Source organism: Gimesia chilikensis, assembly GCF_007744075.1.
GTDB classification, from domain to species: domain Bacteria; phylum Planctomycetota; class Planctomycetia; order Planctomycetales; family Planctomycetaceae; genus Gimesia; species Gimesia chilikensis_A.
Genome location: NZ_CP036266.1, coordinates 1453303 through 1469262, shown reverse-complemented (window position 1 = coordinate 1469262; position 15960 = coordinate 1453303). Strand labels below are relative to the sequence as shown.

The following is a 15960-nucleotide window of genomic DNA, read 5'->3' as shown; positions in this document are numbered from 1 at the left end:
AATCACGTAAGAACACTTTTTACGCAAGCGTTATAAACTTCCTAATGATAATACCTTAAGAGAGTCAATTATTCCAGCAGCTTGATCAATCGAATTGCGCCGGTTATGATCAAGTGCATTGGGACAGATTCAAATCAGTATTTCCTAAGCAGTTAGACCTGAATCGTGATTCGTCGCGGGATCGAAAATCTTACTTTTTTTGACCGTTGAATTGCGCCGCAAAACAATTTCTGCAGAAAATCTAAGGCTTAAATTGTTCAATGACCGAACGGATCAATTTAAAACAGACTGACGATATCCGTGATGTGATCCATCTGGCAGTCCAGCACCTGGCTAATGGCGAATTAGTTGCGTTTCCAACGGCAACCGCTTATGTGATTGCAGGACAGGCTTTGAGTCCGGATGGCATGCAAAAACTTAAACATCTTGCCGGAAATGAAGATCCGCTGGTGCTCTGTGTCAAAGATTTTGATGAAGCACAGGATTATCTCCCGGAAATGCCTCCGATTGCTCGCAAACTCTCAAAACGCTGCTGGCCCGGCCCGATCGTACTGGAACTCGATCGCCCCGGTCCTGACACGCTGTTCTCTGAGTTGCCTACTGAAGTACAGCAGCAGATTTGCCCTGCAGAGCGTATCCGACTGCGTGCCCCGGCACATGAAATTATTTTTCAGACCATGCGACTCTCTCCCTCACCACTGGTTTTACTCAACGAAGACGCTCGTTTTCAGACAGCAGACGCCGTAACTGAGGCGTTCGGAGACCAGATCGCCCTGGTTATTGATGATGGCCCATCCCGCTTCGGAGATCAGTCTACCCTGGTCTCAATCAAGGATAACCAATGGAGCATTCTCCAACCGGGCGTCGTCACCGACACGACACTGAAGCGACTTTCCAGCGAAATCTACCTGTTTGTCTGCACAGGAAACACCTGCAGAAGTCCGATGGCTGAAGGCCTGTTCCGAAAACTTCTCTCTGATAAACTGGGCTGCCAGGAAGATGAACTGTCGGATCGTGGCTATATAGTCGCCTCAGCGGGACTCGCAGCTGCAATGGGAGCCCCTCCCAGCCCCGAAGGCGTCTCGATCCTGGCTGAACAGGGCATTGATATTCAGGCTCATGAAAGTCAACCACTGACCGAACGCCTACTTGACCAGTCCGATCATCTTTATACGATGACACAAGGACATCGATCCGCGATTCTCGCGGAACGCCCCGATCTGGCAGAAACAGTCAGATTACTCTCACCCAATGGGAAAGACATCTCAGACCCGATCGGTGGAGGCTACCAGTGTTACGTAGACTGTAAACAAGAAATTGAGAACTGTTTAAAGACGATTGTCACTCAACTCCATCTCCCTGAGTGAAAATTGAGCGAACTGAATTCCCACCCGCCTGAGTTCTCGTTTTTAAGACAAAATATACCTAACAGCAGCAGGTACTCGCTTGCTATAATAGATTAGTAATCATTAACCTTACCTTTATGAAGATACTGTTAACTCTGCACCCGCGAGCTCATTTCACGCATGGTGAATAGAGTCTCAGCCTGGCCAGCGAGTCCGTTAGCCAGGCGTCCTGAGCTCAGCAGCCTGCCATAATCCAATTGGTGCTGCATGGAGCCTGTGCAGAGGGCTCTCTTTTTTTGATCATCCAAATATCAAAGAGTTTCGATGAAAATTGCAGTTGCCAGCGATCACCGGGGATTCTCCACCAAAGCCAAGATCCTCACACTCCTTAACCAGTTAGGGCATGTCGCTTACGATTACGGCCCGGAAGATGGCGAGTGTGTCGACTACCCTGACTATGCAGTGAAAGTGGCAAAAGCCATCGGTGACAAGTCCATAGATCGGGGAATTCTGATCTGTGGTACCGGCATGGGCATGTGCATCGTAGCCAACAAATTTCCGGGAGTCCGGGCAACACCGTGTCACGACGACATCACCGCTCAAATGAGCCGCCTGCATAACGATTCTAATGTTCTTTGCCTTTCAGCCGACCTGCTGGGAGACCGGCTCGTCAATCGCATGGTAGAAATCTGGCTCAAGGAAGAATTTGAGGGGGGCCGGCACGCACGTCGACTGGAAAAACTCCACAAGGTCGAAGAAGAGACCATGCACCCTCACGAAGAAGCCTAGGCAGCGCAGCGACAGGGTTTTCACCGGTTCTGTTTGCGCCCATCGCCTGTGTCCATCCGACCTTAGGAAATCACCATCCTGCAGCAGGTTTCACCTGTGAAACTCTTCCGCGGCCTTAGCAAGATAGTCCTCAGTAGTCATAGAATTTCCCTCACTGAATCCTTTTCAAATGGATCAAATCTCTGTATCGTCAACAGAGATATATCAGGGATTTTTTGACCTCTTTTTTCCAGATTTCCGCTGTTCAATCTCTGGAAAAAAGAACTTACACAGAGGGTTTTACGATCATGGATCAGGCCAATTTAAAATTTACTAAAACTCACGAATGGGTCGGCGTTGAAGGCGAACTGGCAACAGTAGGAATCACGGATTTCGCCGTCAATCAGTTAACCGACCTGGTCTATATTGACCTGCCAGCAGTCGGCTCAACCTGCGAAGCGGGAAAAGTTTTCGGCGAAGTCGAGAGCGTTAAAGCAGTCAGTGACCTCTACTCACCCGTCAGTGGAGAAATTGCAGAAGTCAACGAATCACTGGTTGATGACCAGGCTCCGCTTTCTGACGATCCATTTGGCACCGGTTGGATTACTAAAATCAAAATGTCCAACCCGGCTGAGCTCGAACAATTCATGGACGCAGACGAATACAAAAAATTCTGCGAATCCGAAGCGCACTGAGAGTTGCTCCGCCACCGGCGAACTTCCTGCATTCCACTGCGGCAGGCTGAAATAGACAGCCTGCCTTTTGGGCCATGATTTCGTGGCAAAATGGAAAAAACAGATTACCAATATATCCAGCGCTACTATAAACCCTCGGGCTGAAGCTTCAGCCATCATCACCCTCTACATTTATGATTGAGTGAACCGTGTCTTATCTCTTCAATACACCAGAACAGCAGCAACAGATGCTGCAGACCATCGGCGTCGACTCACTGGAAGCCCTGTTCTCGACCATTCCCTCAGACCTGCGACTGGATCGCCCCCTGGATCTCCCCCCTGCTCTGACAGAAATGGAACTGCAGAAGCATTTCTCTAATCTGGCCAGTCAGAATGTCGGCCCCGGGGATCGCGTCTGCATGCTGGGCGGTGGAGCCTATGACCATTTTGTGCCGGCAGCCGTCGATGAAATTGCCCGTCGGGGTGAATTTTACACCGCTTACACTCCCTATCAGGCGGAAGCCAGTCAGGGAAGCCTGCAGACCTTCTTCGAATTCCAGTCTCTCATCTGCCAGCTCACCGGCATGGATGTTTCCAATGCGAGCCTGTATGAGGGGGGAACCTGTGTCAGTGAAGCCGCCTTCATGGCAATGCGGGTCACGAATCGACACAATCGGGTTGTCCTGCTTGGATCATTGCACCCGGAATATCGACAGGTCGTGGAAACCTATCTGAAACACCTCAACTGCGAAGTGGTGATCGTTCCCTGCAAAGACGGTTCTGTCGATCCGGCCGACGTCGACGCAGCCATGGATGATCAGACCGCTTGCCTGGTCATTCAACATCCCAACTTCTTCGGTACTCTGGAAGAAGCTGCTGAACTGACCGAAATTGCACATCGCTCCGGGGCACTCTCTGTAGTTTCCTACGATCCAATCAGCCTTGGAATCCTGAGTCGTCCTGGCGACTATGGAGCCGATATCGCGATTGCCGAAGGTCAGTCGCTGGGCACCCCTCTGCAGTTTGGTGGCCCCTACCTGGGCCTGTTCTCCTGCAGTGAGAAATTCGTCCGCCGCATGCCTGGTCGCCTGATCGGCCAGACTGTCGACCGTAACGGTAAACGCTGCTATGTTTTAAATCTCCAGGCACGCGAGCAGCATATTCGTCGCGACAAAGCAACCAGTAACATCTGCAGTAACCAGGGGCTGATTGCAATCCGGGCTGCCGTCTATCTCTCCCTGCTGGGTAAACAGGGCATCCGGGAAGTCGCTGAACTTTCCTGCCAGAAAGCTCACTACGCAGCAGACCAACTCTCGAGTGTTGAGGGCATTGAGCTGCTCTTTCCTGAGCGTCCCTTCTTCAAAGAGTTCGCCGTCAGCTGTTCCGAAGGAGCTGACTATCTGCTGCGAAAATCGCGTCAGGCAGGCTTCGATCTGGGACCGGAGCTTTCCCGCTTTACCTTTGAAAATAATCCAGAAAGCTATCAGACAGCCGTACTCGTAGCGATCACAGAACAGCGCACCCGGGAAGAAATTGATCGCCTGGTGACCGCACTCAAGGCATAAACGCGACGCTCAACTCCGCGTTCACCGTTTCAATCGTCAATTATTTCGAAGCGATAACTACTACCATGCGAAACAAACTGGCCACTCAATCATTATTTGCTCTCTCACAGCCCGGACGTCGTGGTGCACAGTTTCCTGCTGCAGATGTTCCAGTCAAACCGCTTGAGGAGCTGATCCCCGCGCAGGCGCTGGCCACCGAACCCACAGGGTTGCCTGAAGTCACCGAATCTGACGTGATTCGGCACTTTGTCAATCTCTCCACCTTAAACATGTGTGTGGATACTCACTTTTATCCGCTGGGCAGTTGTACGATGAAATACAACCCCAAGCGCCACGAACGGCTTTCCAGTCTGTCCGGAATCGTCGACCTGCATCCCTACCAGAATCAGGCTGACCTGCAGGGCATGCTCGGTCTGCTTTATGAAATGCAGGAAATGCTGGCAGAAATCTCAGGATTGCCAGCGGTTTCCCTGCAGCCGGCCGCTGGTGCCCAGGGAGAATTCACTGCCCTGCTGACAGCGAAAGCCTACTTTGAGGACAAAGGGGAAAAACGGACCAAGGTTCTGTTCCCCAACAGTGCTCACGGCACCAACCCGGCCAGTGCCGCTATCGCAGGCTTTGACTGCGTCCAGCTGGCCAGCAGTAAAGAGGGACTGGTCGATCTGGAAGATCTGAAATCGCATCTGGATGATCAGACCGCTGTTTTCATGGTCACCAACCCCAACACACTAGGACTGTTCGAGAAAGACATTAAACAGATCGCTCAGATGGTTCACGACGTAGGTGGCCTGGTCTACATTGATGGTGCCAACATGAACGCGATCCTGGGCTATACCCGTCCGGGAGACTTCGGCGGCGACATGATGCATTTCAATGTGCATAAAACCTTCACTGGTCCTCACGGAGCAGGTGGACCGGGTTCCGGCCCGATCGCCGTTCGTGATTTCCTGGCTGACTTCCTGCCCGGCCCCGTCATCGGCCACACCACTTCCACTGAGGAAGGGGAAGCATACCAGCTTGTTACCCCACCCAAATCAATCGGCCGTGTTCGCTCCTTTTGCGGCAACATCGGGATCCTGGTACGGGGCTACTGCTATCTGCGCACACTGGGTGCAGCGGGGTTAAAAGCGGTTTCTGAAAATGCGGTCTTGAATGCGAACTACCTCAAGGCCCTGCTCAAAGACGTGCTGCCTGTTCCCAATGGCGATCTGTGTATGCATGAGTTCGTGGCCTCCGCATCAAAGAGCAAAGCAGCCAACGGTGTCACAGCCATGGATATCGCCAAGCGGCTGCTCGATTTTGGATTCCATGCCCCCACAGTCTACTTCCCACTGGTAGTGCCGGAAGCCATCATGGTTGAGCCGACCGAAACCGAATCCAAAGAGACTCTGGATGCCTTCGCTGAGACGATTGTTAAAATCCTCCAGGAAGATCCTGAGTTCCTGCATCAGGCTCCGCACTCTACAGACGTCAGTCGACCAGACGAAGTGGTTGCGGCGCGTAATCCGATCCTCCAATGCTGCGAGTCTGAATAACAAAACGACCCGCTTGTTGAATTCCTGATATGAACTGCTTCCCGGCATGACAGCTTCTCATCTTCCAGATCACTGTCGACTGCTGAATGAACCAGCTCCCCAGCCGGGAAGCTGGAATATGGCTGTGGATGAATCCCTGCTGGAATCAGCCGTGTCAGACCAGGTCTGTTCGCTCCGCTGGTACCGCTGGGATCAGGCAACGATTTCTCTGGGTTACTTTCAGCAGAATGACGGCGACGCCCAACAGGGGCCCTGGGAAGGACTCCCCCGTGTCCGTCGCCTTTCAGGTGGGGGTGCGATTTTACATCACCATGAGCTGACCTACTCATTTACAGTACCCGCCAACCACCCTCTTGCGAAGTCACCACCAGAGCTATATGTCGCCATCCACCAGCCTCTGATCGACGTACTGGCGGCACACGGTCTGAATGTAGAATTCCGAGGAGTTTCCTTCCGTTCCGCCTCAGAACCCTTTCTCTGTTTTGGACGTGGAGATGAAAGGGATCTGGTCTACCAGGGTCAGAAAATACTGGGGAGTGCGCAGCGACGCCGGCGCGGAGCCATCGTTCAGCATGGCAGCCTGCTCCTGTTGACTTCAGAGTACGCTCCCGATTTTCCCGGCCTGTTGAATCTGGTTGAGCAAGCCAGTCGCTACAGTGAAGAATTCCTCAACTCGCTCACCACAGACTTCTCACAGGCAATTTCGACAGCATTAAAATTACCACTCCAGTCTGGAAACCTGACTGACGAAGAATCCCTGCGAGCCCGTACACTGGAAAAAGAAAAATATTCACAAGACAGCTGGACCAGCCGCAAAAAACAGGTTTAGCGGTTGAGAATTCAGCAGTTACTAAAATCAAGCAAAATCGATACGTTATTAATAAATTATTTACGTGTTGGATGCAGGATTGATACTTGTTGACATACCGTCAAATCCCTGATAGCGTTACATATATAAAGCTCTTATTTTATTTTCTTTCAGCAGTTTAAAAATTGTGTGTTACGGAAAGAAGTAGTGGATCTTTGCTTACGATGAAGTGAGACAAACCACACAATGCGGGCCAAAAGGGCATTGTTATTTGCTCCTTCCATTTATTGACGAGAAGTTTTTCACTCATTTCTGTTTCTTGTTCATTTTCGATTCCTGTCTCCTTTCTTCTGTCAAAATGAAAACAAGTCACCTGAGTTAGAATGGTGCGTGTTATCGCCATTCCACAATCCAGAACATTAACACGTTCTGCGGGCACCCACGGAGTGAATGATTTATGTTACAGCTTTCTCTGAAAGTCATTGGCGGTCGCCATGATGGCAAACAGATTCCCATTAAGGGTAAAAAATTCCTCATTGGGCGTGAAGAAGATTGCCATTTACGACCTAACAGTGATATGGTCAGTCGTCACCATTGCGTCTTTACTGTCGATGAATACAGCGTACGATTGCGAGATTTCGGCAGCACCAACGGGACACTGGTCAACGGCAAACGCATCAAAGGCGAAGTTCAACTGTCACATGGAGACAAAATCCAGGTAGGCAAGCTGGACTTTGAAATTGTAATCTCACACAGTCCGGATGCGAAAGAGGCTCCAGCGGGAGCAGCTCCGGGAAGTGATATCCTCACCGGCTCCGATACAGTATTTGATATTCCCGTCCACAAAGAGGAAACCGAAGAGGCGAAAGCTGAGTCTACAGAAAGTGAACCAGCACCTGCGGACGATGCACCGGATGCTCCCGGGGTCTATGAAGGGGACACCCAGATCCTGACTGCGGAACAGCAGCAACAGGCACAGCAGGCCTATGACCAGGCTGCTCAGCAGCAGGGTTACCCACAGCAACCTTACGGCTATCCCCCCCAGCAGATGCCTTATCCGTATCCGATGCCACCTCAGTATTACCCGCAGCAGGGGTATCCTCAACAACCCATGCCGGCATACCCGCAACAATATCAGATGCCTCCCCAGGGTTACCCACAACAACCGCCTCAACAGCCCCAGGACCAACAGGGAGAACAAGGGCGGTCAGGAGTTCCTGATCTCCCTCCAGTGACTCTGCCCAAACCTGAGGAAACCGGACTGAAAAACAAAGAGTAGAATGCTCTGAGTTTTAGCCAGAATACATACAAAACAGAGATGAGATACTGAGTTCCAGTTCTCATCTCTATTTTTTTATAGGTATAGTGGCCTTGGTTTCCGCTTGAGAATACGCCATTCTGCAAGCTGCCCATTGCTTTTATGATTCCTGTTTGGGAAAATCATAATCATCAAGCAGGTTTATAAGACTATGCGAACCAGGACGAAATCTAAAGGGAGATACTTTCAGTGAATGACTCAGCCAGTGCCAGCAATGATATCCAGCGTCGTTATCGTGAATTTCTCGATCTACTGCCGTTGACCCTGTCACTTGCAGGACTCCCTGCCAGTGATCACGGTAAATATTATACCGAAGAGCAGGTCGAGGCACGCGCCTATACCATCAAACATGCTTTCAAGCAGGCTCGCATCCTCGCTCGGGAATGCATTCAGAAATAACTGATCTCCCGAATCAGATTCGCTCTGAGCAAGTATCAATAAAAAAGCCACACCAGGCAGGTGCGGCTTTTTTTACGTTCAACTAAAGCTTAGACAGTGGTGACACTTGCCTCTATTATGACAGGAGAGGTTACTCTCCTTTAGTCTTCAATTCGAAAGTAAATTCATTTGGTCCGGACTCGCTGACTTCAGCTTCCAGTGTGGTCTTCTCATTATACTCCGCAGGCAGATACTGCTCCACGGCAGGTACTGCCGGCTCCCCGGGAGCGCCACCAGCGACGGTCTTACCGGGAATCTCGCGAGTCGCGGTAATCACAACCGCTTTTTTACCCGCAACTGTTTCAAATGAGAACGTCCCCTCTTCAATCTTGCCAGCACCACTGGTCGCTTTCCCTTCTGCATCGCGGAAAATAATATCCCCTTCTGCCAGAGGTTCTCCATCCACGGTTACTTTACCTGAGACAGGATAATTAGTCGGTCCTGACTCACCACCGCCACATCCAGCAAGCACACCTGCAGTACAGGCCAACATCAGATAATACGCAACTGTTTTCATTGACTCATTCCTGTAAGTTCTGCCCGCACCGCACAATCTGTGTCGGGACGGGCAGATTTCATTTTGACTTGAAACGCTTAAAATTCTCCAATGACTTCATCGCCAGAACGGGTAGCCAGCGCTCGGAAAGTCCCCAGATCAATATTATTTGAGACAAAGCGAACTGCTCCGTCAGCCATTCCGACGTGCACTCCCCCCACGTGTTGACTACGTGCATAGTTCCGTCGGTTCGACTGGTTCGTTACACATGGTGCATTCACATCCGTGGTTGACTTACAAAGATAATTCTGATCGGGCACCTTGGTATTGGGTGTCTCATATGCAGTGAAAGTCACTTCGCCATGCGCCCCACCAATCCAGTAGCAGCCCGGGCATCCCCAGGAAAAACCGCTGGGGACTGCAACACGCTGCACACCTTCACTGAGCATCATCGTATTCGAGGTACCATCGGTCACATCTCGGATCTTCGTTTTGGTCTCGTAACCAAACATCCCATTATCTGATCCAGTCGAAAGATTGCTTGACCCTCCGATACAGGCCATATAATTCCCGCCCCAACGAACGCCCGAATTTTCTGCAAACGCAGGTCCGATATCCGAAGGGCACATGAAGGCCGGCAAAGCAGTTCTTACAAAAGCCTGACTGCTCGAAATGTTATGCACATGATTACTCACACTGGCAGACAGATTCGCACAGTCCCCTTCGTACTGATTATACATCGGGGCCTGATCAACGTAAGGGAGAAGACGATGAAACCAGGTATCTCGCTGATGACAGGCCTGGGGGTACCAGCCGTTTCCACCACGATGTGCATAGGGAAAGACTCGATGAGCGCTCTCATAATTATGCAGCGCCAGGCTGATCTGCTTCACATTGTTCTTACATGTACTCCGTCGGGCTGCCTCACGAGCCTGCTGCACGGCTGGTAACAACAGCGCAATCAGAATGGCAATAATCGCGATGACCACCAGTAACTCAATCAACGTAAATCCACGTTTTCCGGTGAAGGTTCTCAAGTGCCTCATTTTGAACATCCTTAAAATACAGGTTAATAAAAACAACACATTTAATAATAAACAGTTAATTTAGAACCAATTATTAAATGTAATATAATAAGTTTCGGATGCTTATCGAAGGTTGTCAACTTTCAGATTTAAAGGTTTCTCAGATAGGGATTTAGACCTCACACGAACCCGCACATTCGACTATCTGAACAAAATCAGGTTAATCAGATCGATAAATCTAGAATAGTAGCACCTTAAGAATCAGAGGCACACCACTTGTATTCACATGTACCCATCCCCCCATTAGCATTCTAAAATTTCTATTTGCTTAGTCTGGTCTTCTGACGAAAACAGGACCGAATTTTTAGTCTCCTCTGAAACTCCCGCAGTAGAAAGCTGGTATAGTTAGTGAAATCGAATGAAGTTCTGATTCCGAGTTCTGTTGTTGTGCAAGCCAAAACGGGATTTTTCCGTGAACGAAGAAGATGCGGCACTGGTCCAAAGTTGCCTGGAAGGTAATAGGGCGGAGATGCGCGCGTTCGTAGCACGGTTTCAGAGTTCCATCTTTGGCTTGTGCTATCGGATGCTGGGGCATCGTCAGGACGCGGAGGATGTCGCTCAGGAAGTCTTCGTCCGCGCTTTTCGCAGCCTGCATCAGTGGGATCCTGCCAGGACTTTAAAACCCTGGTTACTGACAATCGCTGCCAATCGTTGTCGGACGTTCCTCAGCCAACGGTCCCGTCGACCTGTCCCTGCTGAATTTGCATCGGAACTGGCCGTCAGTCAGTCGTCTGAAGAGCTGCAGGACCTGGGAGAAGAACTTCAGAATGCCATCAGTCAGCTGCGGGAAGACCACCGTACCTGCTTTATTCTGTTTCACCAGGAAAATTTGAGTTGTCAGGAGATTGGAGAAGTGCTGGAACGTCCGGAAGGGACCATCAAAACCTGGCTGCATCGATCTCGTCAGGAACTGGCATCTACCTTAAGGCAACGTGGAATTGTACCAGAGGTCAGACATGAATCTCGTTGAATATCAATCGAAATTGGAATCCATGATCGAATCACAGCGCTTCAATCAACGTTCCCAACTCGAAAAACAGTCCGCACTTTCCCCGGAACATCAGCGGCTCTGGGAAGATTTTCTCATCCTGGAACAGGCACTCCCTGCATGGGAACAGACCATGCCTGAGATTGACCTGGTTGATGCGGTGCTGGCCCAGTTGACTGACACATCGGGTAATAGCGACCTGCCTTCTGTGACTACAGATAGAGTCGCCCGTCCTCATCGTCTTTCTACTCCCTGGATCTGGACCAGTCTGGCAGCCGCCGGTTTGCTATTGGCGATTGTGATTCCGTTTTTCACCAATCGATCAGAAAAGGAATCCGGCCTCCCGGTAGCTACCAGCCCTCCGATTCCCGAGCCTGCAGCTAAAAAGCCCACTGCTCCGCATGATCTGAATCAGCTGCTGAAAAATGCAGGCGCTGCTTCGTGGGGACTTGCCCAAAGTACAGCCGGAGCGATGTCGGAGGCTGTCACCCTGGTCCCGGTTTCACGGTCGGCCCCGCAGTCTGTAGATACACTTCCTTCTGAACCGAACTGGGTTGATGATCTCAATTCAGAAATGCAACCCATTAAAGATCAGTTCAATCATGCCTGGAACTTTATAATTCATTCCGTCCCCGAGTCATCAACGAAAATTTGATACTTTTCAATTCGCGCAGAGTTTCATCAGGAATACAGTTCATGAAACCAAATCCATCAGTCAATTGCAGACGCTTGGACACACTTCGGTTCGTGCCAGCCCTCCTCCTGAGTCTACTCTGTTGTCTTTCCGACCGTACAGCCTTCGCCTCCCGGCCGCTCAGTCAACTCGTCGATCAGAAAGCAGGGCTGTATCTTGAAGCCACACAGCTGGATCAACATATAAAGCAGTTCCTGCATTCCCAGCTCGCATCTCGCTTTCGTGAGACAGATGTCTTCCAGCACTGGCTTCGCAGCCAGGATGTGAAAAACCTGAAACAGGGCCTCACTCAGCTGGAAACATTGACTCAACGCCCGTTACTTCCCCTGCTACGGGATCTCTTCGGAGAATCGGTTGGCCTGGCAGTATTTAATAACGGCCCGGATCAGAATCCCTCCATATTGCTATTAACCGATGTTAAGGATCCCGCTGCAACCCGTGCTCTGTTTGCAGACTGGTTTCAAAAGACAGGCGTTAAAGTGTCGGAATCAACTCATCTTGATATTCCCTGCTTTACTGCCAGCCAACAAACGGCGGATGCCGAGAAGGCATCTCCTGGGATCCATTATACGTTTCTGGAACAAACTCTGATTCTCTCTGAAAATGAAAACCTGCTCCACTCCAGTGTCGCACTCTTTGCCGCTTTGCAGGAGGGGAAACCTCTTAAGGAGCAGAACTGCCTCTACAATCTCAAGATGTACCAGCGAGCGCGTGCAGTGCTCGCTGATGATGTCACAGGTTCCGCCTTCCTGAACCCACGGGCCTGGGATGAATTTATCAAACCTCCGCGCAATGAAGTCGAACAGGGAATTGTTAACTGGTGGCAGAAAACCGGTGCACTGATCGCAGGTCTGCATCTGAAAAACACACTCGCCCTGGAGACCGTGATTCTGTTCAATTCCGAAGTGATCGATCTGCCGCTGCTCAATATTCTGCAGACTTCAGCCAGCACTCCGGATCCCTACACGCTGATTCCACAGAAGGCCCTGGCGGTGATGGCTGGCCAGCTGAATTTGCAATTGTTGACGCAAAAGTTTGTCGATTTCTATGCCCAGAAACACCCGGAAAAGTGGAAAAAAATTCATGCGGCCAGTGTTGGCCTGCTGGGTGGGCTGGATCCGATTACCGATATTGCCAGTGCCCTGGGACCTAACGTCCTGTTTTATTCGGTTCCTCGCCAGCAACTTTCCTTCGATGCGATCTCATTCGACGGTCTGATCGCCATGCAGCTCTCTCCTCCTGAGAATGCATCATCCTCATCAGAAAAATCCAGATATCATCTGGCTCTCGAAAATGTAGCCCACTTCCTGATGAACAGCGTGCTTGTCCAGCACAATACGGATGCGAAGCACAAGGATGAACCAGCGATTCTCAAGGTGGAAGATCATGATTTATATCATCTACGCTGGATCGACCACCTGGGACCTTACCAGCCCGCTTACGGCATCAGTGATCAACAACTGGTCCTAGCCAGTTCCCCGGATCTCGTCCGCGAATTTTTCACCTTGAAGTCCGAGGACAGTCTTGCAGCGCTGCCCCTGTTTCAATCCTGGAAGGAGACTTTTTTCCAGGAAGAGAAACAGCTTTGCTTCCTGAACATTTCTTCGATTCGCACTTTCATCGAACAGAATTCCGATTTTCTGGCGGAACAACTCTCAAGACAACAGGACAGTGACCTGGCCAAGGGAAAAAGCAAGCTGGCAGGGCTCAAAAGCCTGCTGGAGTCATTCGATGGAGTCTTTCTGGCGGCAGGACTCCAGAAAACACAGGTCCGGATCGTCATCGGTCTGGGATCACTCTCACCGACACGGTGAGCAATCTCAACTCTGTACACAATTCTGAACAAAGCACGACAGGAGCCGCCCGATAATCCTCATAATCGGGATGACTACTCAATCGGCACGGTCGATCATGCTTATCGGTGTTAATTATTTTAAACAAATCTCCCAATCCGGATTTTGGTGGGAATAATTGAGTAAGTTAGCTCCACTTTCCGACTCGGGCCAGAACTATTTCGGAATCGTGGAGAAATTCTTCCCCCAAGCATATGAACGGATTGTGTGAGAATGACTGGGAGTCCTTTTGTATCGGACTTGGTTCTCAACACTGGCGCGTATGTGAAAGCCTCAGGTAATTGAACTCCCTCAAAGAAAGCTGAAATTGAATATGGTAAATCAACTCGATCCCCCCTCTGAACTGGTTGTTGACCGTCGTCGTGTTAATCGTAGAGCTTCCGGCAGCAAAGGTACCATTCATGAGAAGCATGGCGTTGTGGATCAGCGGAAAATTGAGCGTCGCCGCCAGATCGATCCAACCACCTGCGAACGCGACTACAGCGATCAGGAAATCGATTTCATGAAAGCCATGGATGATTACAAACGACGCAGTGGTCGACAGTTCCCCACCTGGAGTGAAGTACTGGAAGTCCTCCACAGCATGGGCTATCGCAAGGTTGCTGAACCAACAGACATTTCGCTCTGATCACAAATCATATAAGGTCAAACCTGCAGGTGGGATGCGATTTATTCGCTTCCCACCTTTTTTATTGCGCGGCAGACTTGCCGATGATTACCAGCGTGAGATCGTCATACTGTTCGTGCTGACCGACAAACTGTTTTACGGCCTGTAGAATCTGAGGACCTCGCTCAGCAGGACTCGCTGCCGACTCAAGTATCGCAGACTTGAGGCGTTCGATTCCGAAGAGCTCTCGATCCTCATTCATCGCCTCTGTGACACCGTCGGTATACAGAATCAATTGTTCTCCCGGTTGCAGCACATGGGTCAAAGCCTCGTATTCGTAGTCATCCATCACACCCAGTGGAATACTTGGCTGATCGGCTGAAAGTTCGCGAAGAGTCCCATCAGCCTGCAGCAACAGTGGCTCCAGATGTCCTGCGTTGACGAAGGTCACCAGATCCCGGCTGAGCCTGATTTGACCCAGAATAAACGTGATAAAGCGACCATCATGTGCCGCCTCATCAATATGATGATTTACGCGGTGTACCGCATCGGCAACATCTGGCACAAACTCCACAGTGCTGCGTACCGCACTGCAGACGCGGGACATTACCAGCGAAGCCGGGACTCCCTTACCGGCCACATCTCCCAATGCAAACCAGACGAGATCATCCTCGGTCTGGATCAGGTCGTAGTAGTCACCGCCGACAGCCCGTGCTGCTTCGTATGACACGAAGAATTCATAGCCGGGAACTTCGGGAATCTTGGCTGGCAGCAGTCCTTTCTGGACACGGGCCGCAATTTCCATTTCGTTATCGTAACGCTGCTTTTCTACATGCGAGATCATCAACCGGGCACTCTCATAAGAGAGAGCCGTCTGGCTGGCGATGACCATCAGGAGCTCCAGGTCATCATTGGAAAACATCTGACCTGCCAGCTGAGTATCGAGGTTGATGATTCCAATCACACTCCCGTCTAATCCCAGCATCGGGGCACACAGAATCGAGCGAATCGTGAGTGTTGAAACGGATTCGCTTTTTTCAAAGCGTTCATCATTCGCCGCATCGGCAGAAAGCACCCCGGTTTTATTATCGATGACCGTTTTGAGCACTGTGCGGCTGAGCTGCAGCGCTTCCTGATCGTCATCTCTGCGATGGCGAACCGCTTTTGGCAAAAACCGTTGATTGCTTCTGTCATGCAGTAGAATACAGCCCCGATCCGCTGCCGGAAAAATATGAAACAACCCCTCAAGTACCCGTTCGGCCATCATATCCAGGTCAGAGGCCGTCGCAATCGTACGGCTGATTTCCAGGATCGCCTTCAGCTTGATTTCTGGTTTGATCTGGTATTGATCAAAATCGTCATTTGAACCGCTGGAACGCAGGATCGTACTCTTATCGACTGCCGGGGGCTTCACGGAGACATTTTTTAATGAAGGTATCAAACCGTAAGCGGTCAAGAGCCCCTCATGCTGCTCGGCTTCGTACTCGGCATCACTGGAGAATTCCAGCAGAAAGGGACCTATCGAGATCTGATCTCCGGAATGTAACAGCACTGGATCGTTAACCGGCTGGTTGTTCACAAACGTGCCGTTACCACTTCCCAGATCTTCCAGTTCGAAGCGTTCCTCATCAAGCACGGAAATTCTCGCATGATAACGCGAAACCGTATTTGACTTGAGACAGATATCACAATCCGGATGACGACCAAGCGTCATCTGCTCGCCCGTTATCTCCAGCCTGGACGAACTGCCGTTATTTTGCAAAAACAGACTGGCGGACATGATGA

Annotated in this window: 15 protein-coding genes; 12 read left to right on the top strand and 3 right to left on the bottom strand. The window is 50.6% G+C overall.

What is annotated here, in order from left to right; genetic code table 11:
* The first annotated feature begins 260 nt into the window (after positions 1 to 260).
* The 8 genes from HG66A1_RS05685 to HG66A1_RS05650 all read left to right on the top strand — a co-directional run bounded on the left by HG66A1_RS05685 (position 261) and on the right by HG66A1_RS05650 (position 8413).
* Positions 261 to 1367, top strand: a complete 1107-nt coding sequence (locus HG66A1_RS05685) for a Sua5/YciO/YrdC/YwlC family protein (RefSeq protein ID WP_145181248.1) — start codon at positions 261 to 263, stop codon at positions 1365 to 1367.
* Positions 1368 to 1670: 303 nt separating this feature from the next.
* On the top strand, positions 1671 to 2135 hold the full coding sequence (gene rpiB, locus HG66A1_RS05680; RefSeq protein WP_145181247.1) for a ribose 5-phosphate isomerase B: 465 nt from the start codon (positions 1671 to 1673) through the stop codon (positions 2133 to 2135).
* Positions 2136 to 2422: 287 nt separating this feature from the next.
* The gene (gcvH, locus tag HG66A1_RS05675; RefSeq protein ID WP_145037415.1) at positions 2423 to 2809 is read left to right on the top strand and encodes a glycine cleavage system protein GcvH; all 387 of its coding nucleotides are present in this window, start codon (positions 2423 to 2425) and stop codon (positions 2807 to 2809) included.
* Between the two features lie 188 nt (positions 2810 to 2997).
* Positions 2998 to 4353, top strand: coding sequence for an aminomethyl-transferring glycine dehydrogenase subunit GcvPA (gcvPA, locus tag HG66A1_RS05670; protein ID WP_145181246.1), 1356 nt, complete (start codon positions 2998 to 3000; stop codon positions 4351 to 4353).
* Between the two features lie 65 nt (positions 4354 to 4418).
* Positions 4419 to 5888: an aminomethyl-transferring glycine dehydrogenase subunit GcvPB gene (gene gcvPB / locus HG66A1_RS05665; RefSeq protein ID WP_145181245.1), complete on the top strand. Its 1470-nt coding sequence runs from the start codon at positions 4419 to 4421 to the stop codon at positions 5886 to 5888.
* 46 nt (positions 5889 to 5934) lie between these two features.
* Positions 5935 to 6717, top strand: a complete 783-nt coding sequence (locus HG66A1_RS05660; protein WP_145181244.1) for a biotin/lipoate A/B protein ligase family protein — start codon at positions 5935 to 5937, stop codon at positions 6715 to 6717.
* A gap of 436 nt (positions 6718 to 7153) precedes the next feature.
* Positions 7154 to 7975, top strand: coding sequence for an FHA domain-containing protein (locus HG66A1_RS05655; RefSeq protein WP_145181243.1), 822 nt, complete (start codon positions 7154 to 7156; stop codon positions 7973 to 7975).
* Between the two features lie 228 nt (positions 7976 to 8203).
* Positions 8204 to 8413 (top strand): hypothetical protein, encoded by a 210-nt coding sequence (locus tag HG66A1_RS05650; RefSeq protein ID WP_145037406.1) that lies wholly within the window; start codon positions 8204 to 8206, stop codon positions 8411 to 8413.
* A 130-nt stretch (positions 8414 to 8543) separates the two neighbouring features.
* Here the strand turns inward: HG66A1_RS05650 and HG66A1_RS05645 are convergent, their stop codons facing one another.
* Positions 8544 to 8969 carry a hypothetical protein gene (locus HG66A1_RS05645; protein ID WP_145181242.1) on the bottom strand — a complete coding sequence of 142 codons (426 nt, stop codon included), beginning with the start codon at positions 8967 to 8969 and terminating at the stop codon, positions 8544 to 8546.
* 77 nt (positions 8970 to 9046) lie between these two features.
* The gene (locus HG66A1_RS05640; RefSeq protein ID WP_145181241.1) at positions 9047 to 9994 is read right to left on the bottom strand and encodes a DUF1559 domain-containing protein; all 948 of its coding nucleotides are present in this window, start codon (positions 9992 to 9994) and stop codon (positions 9047 to 9049) included.
* A gap of 451 nt (positions 9995 to 10445) precedes the next feature.
* On the opposite strand from HG66A1_RS05640, the gene HG66A1_RS05635 reads away from it, so the two are divergent.
* The 4 genes from HG66A1_RS05635 (at position 10446) to HG66A1_RS05620 (ending at position 14196) form a co-directional block, all read left to right on the top strand.
* Complete coding sequence (locus HG66A1_RS05635; RefSeq protein WP_145181240.1) at positions 10446 to 11003, top strand: RNA polymerase sigma factor; 558 nt, start codon at positions 10446 to 10448, stop codon at positions 11001 to 11003.
* Positions 10990 to 11676, top strand: a complete 687-nt coding sequence (locus HG66A1_RS05630) for a hypothetical protein (protein ID WP_145181239.1) — start codon at positions 10990 to 10992, stop codon at positions 11674 to 11676. Before HG66A1_RS05635 ends, HG66A1_RS05630 begins: the two co-directional genes overlap by 14 nt.
* 92 nt (positions 11677 to 11768) lie before the next feature.
* Positions 11769 to 13529 (top strand): DUF3352 domain-containing protein, encoded by a 1761-nt coding sequence (locus HG66A1_RS05625; protein ID WP_197996994.1) that lies wholly within the window; start codon positions 11769 to 11771, stop codon positions 13527 to 13529.
* A gap of 352 nt (positions 13530 to 13881) precedes the next feature.
* Positions 13882 to 14196 carry a hypothetical protein gene (locus tag HG66A1_RS05620; protein WP_145181237.1) on the top strand — a complete coding sequence of 105 codons (315 nt, stop codon included), beginning with the start codon at positions 13882 to 13884 and terminating at the stop codon, positions 14194 to 14196.
* A gap of 61 nt (positions 14197 to 14257) precedes the next feature.
* On the opposite strand, the gene HG66A1_RS05615 is transcribed toward HG66A1_RS05620, so the two are convergent.
* Positions 14258 to 15955, bottom strand: coding sequence for a SpoIIE family protein phosphatase (locus tag HG66A1_RS05615; RefSeq protein WP_145181236.1), 1698 nt, complete (start codon positions 15953 to 15955; stop codon positions 14258 to 14260).
* Between the last annotated feature and the right edge of the window lie 5 nt (positions 15956 to 15960).

Coding starts and splice junctions, on each gene's coding strand:
- HG66A1_RS05685 (WP_145181248.1), top strand. CDS start 261: ATGACCGAACGGATCAATTTAAAACAGACTGACGATATCCGTGATGTG.
- rpiB (WP_145181247.1), top strand. CDS start 1,671: ATGAAAATTGCAGTTGCCAGCGATCACCGGGGATTCTCCACCAAAGCC.
- gcvH (WP_145037415.1), top strand. CDS start 2,423: ATGGATCAGGCCAATTTAAAATTTACTAAAACTCACGAATGGGTCGGC.
- gcvPB (WP_145181245.1), top strand. CDS start 4,419: ATGCGAAACAAACTGGCCACTCAATCATTATTTGCTCTCTCACAGCCC.
- HG66A1_RS05660 (WP_145181244.1), top strand. CDS start 5,935: ATGACAGCTTCTCATCTTCCAGATCACTGTCGACTGCTGAATGAACCA.
- HG66A1_RS05655 (WP_145181243.1), top strand. CDS start 7,154: ATGTTACAGCTTTCTCTGAAAGTCATTGGCGGTCGCCATGATGGCAAA.
- HG66A1_RS05645 (WP_145181242.1), bottom strand. CDS start 8,969: ATGAAAACAGTTGCGTATTATCTGATGTTGGCCTGTACTGCAGGTGTG.
- HG66A1_RS05640 (WP_145181241.1), bottom strand. CDS start 9,994: ATGAGGCACTTGAGAACCTTCACCGGAAAACGTGGATTTACGTTGATT.
- HG66A1_RS05630 (WP_145181239.1), top strand. CDS start 10,990: ATGAATCTCGTTGAATATCAATCGAAATTGGAATCCATGATCGAATCA.
- HG66A1_RS05620 (WP_145181237.1), top strand. CDS start 13,882: ATGGTAAATCAACTCGATCCCCCCTCTGAACTGGTTGTTGACCGTCGT.
- HG66A1_RS05615 (WP_145181236.1), bottom strand. CDS start 15,955: ATGTCCGCCAGTCTGTTTTTGCAAAATAACGGCAGTTCGTCCAGGCTG.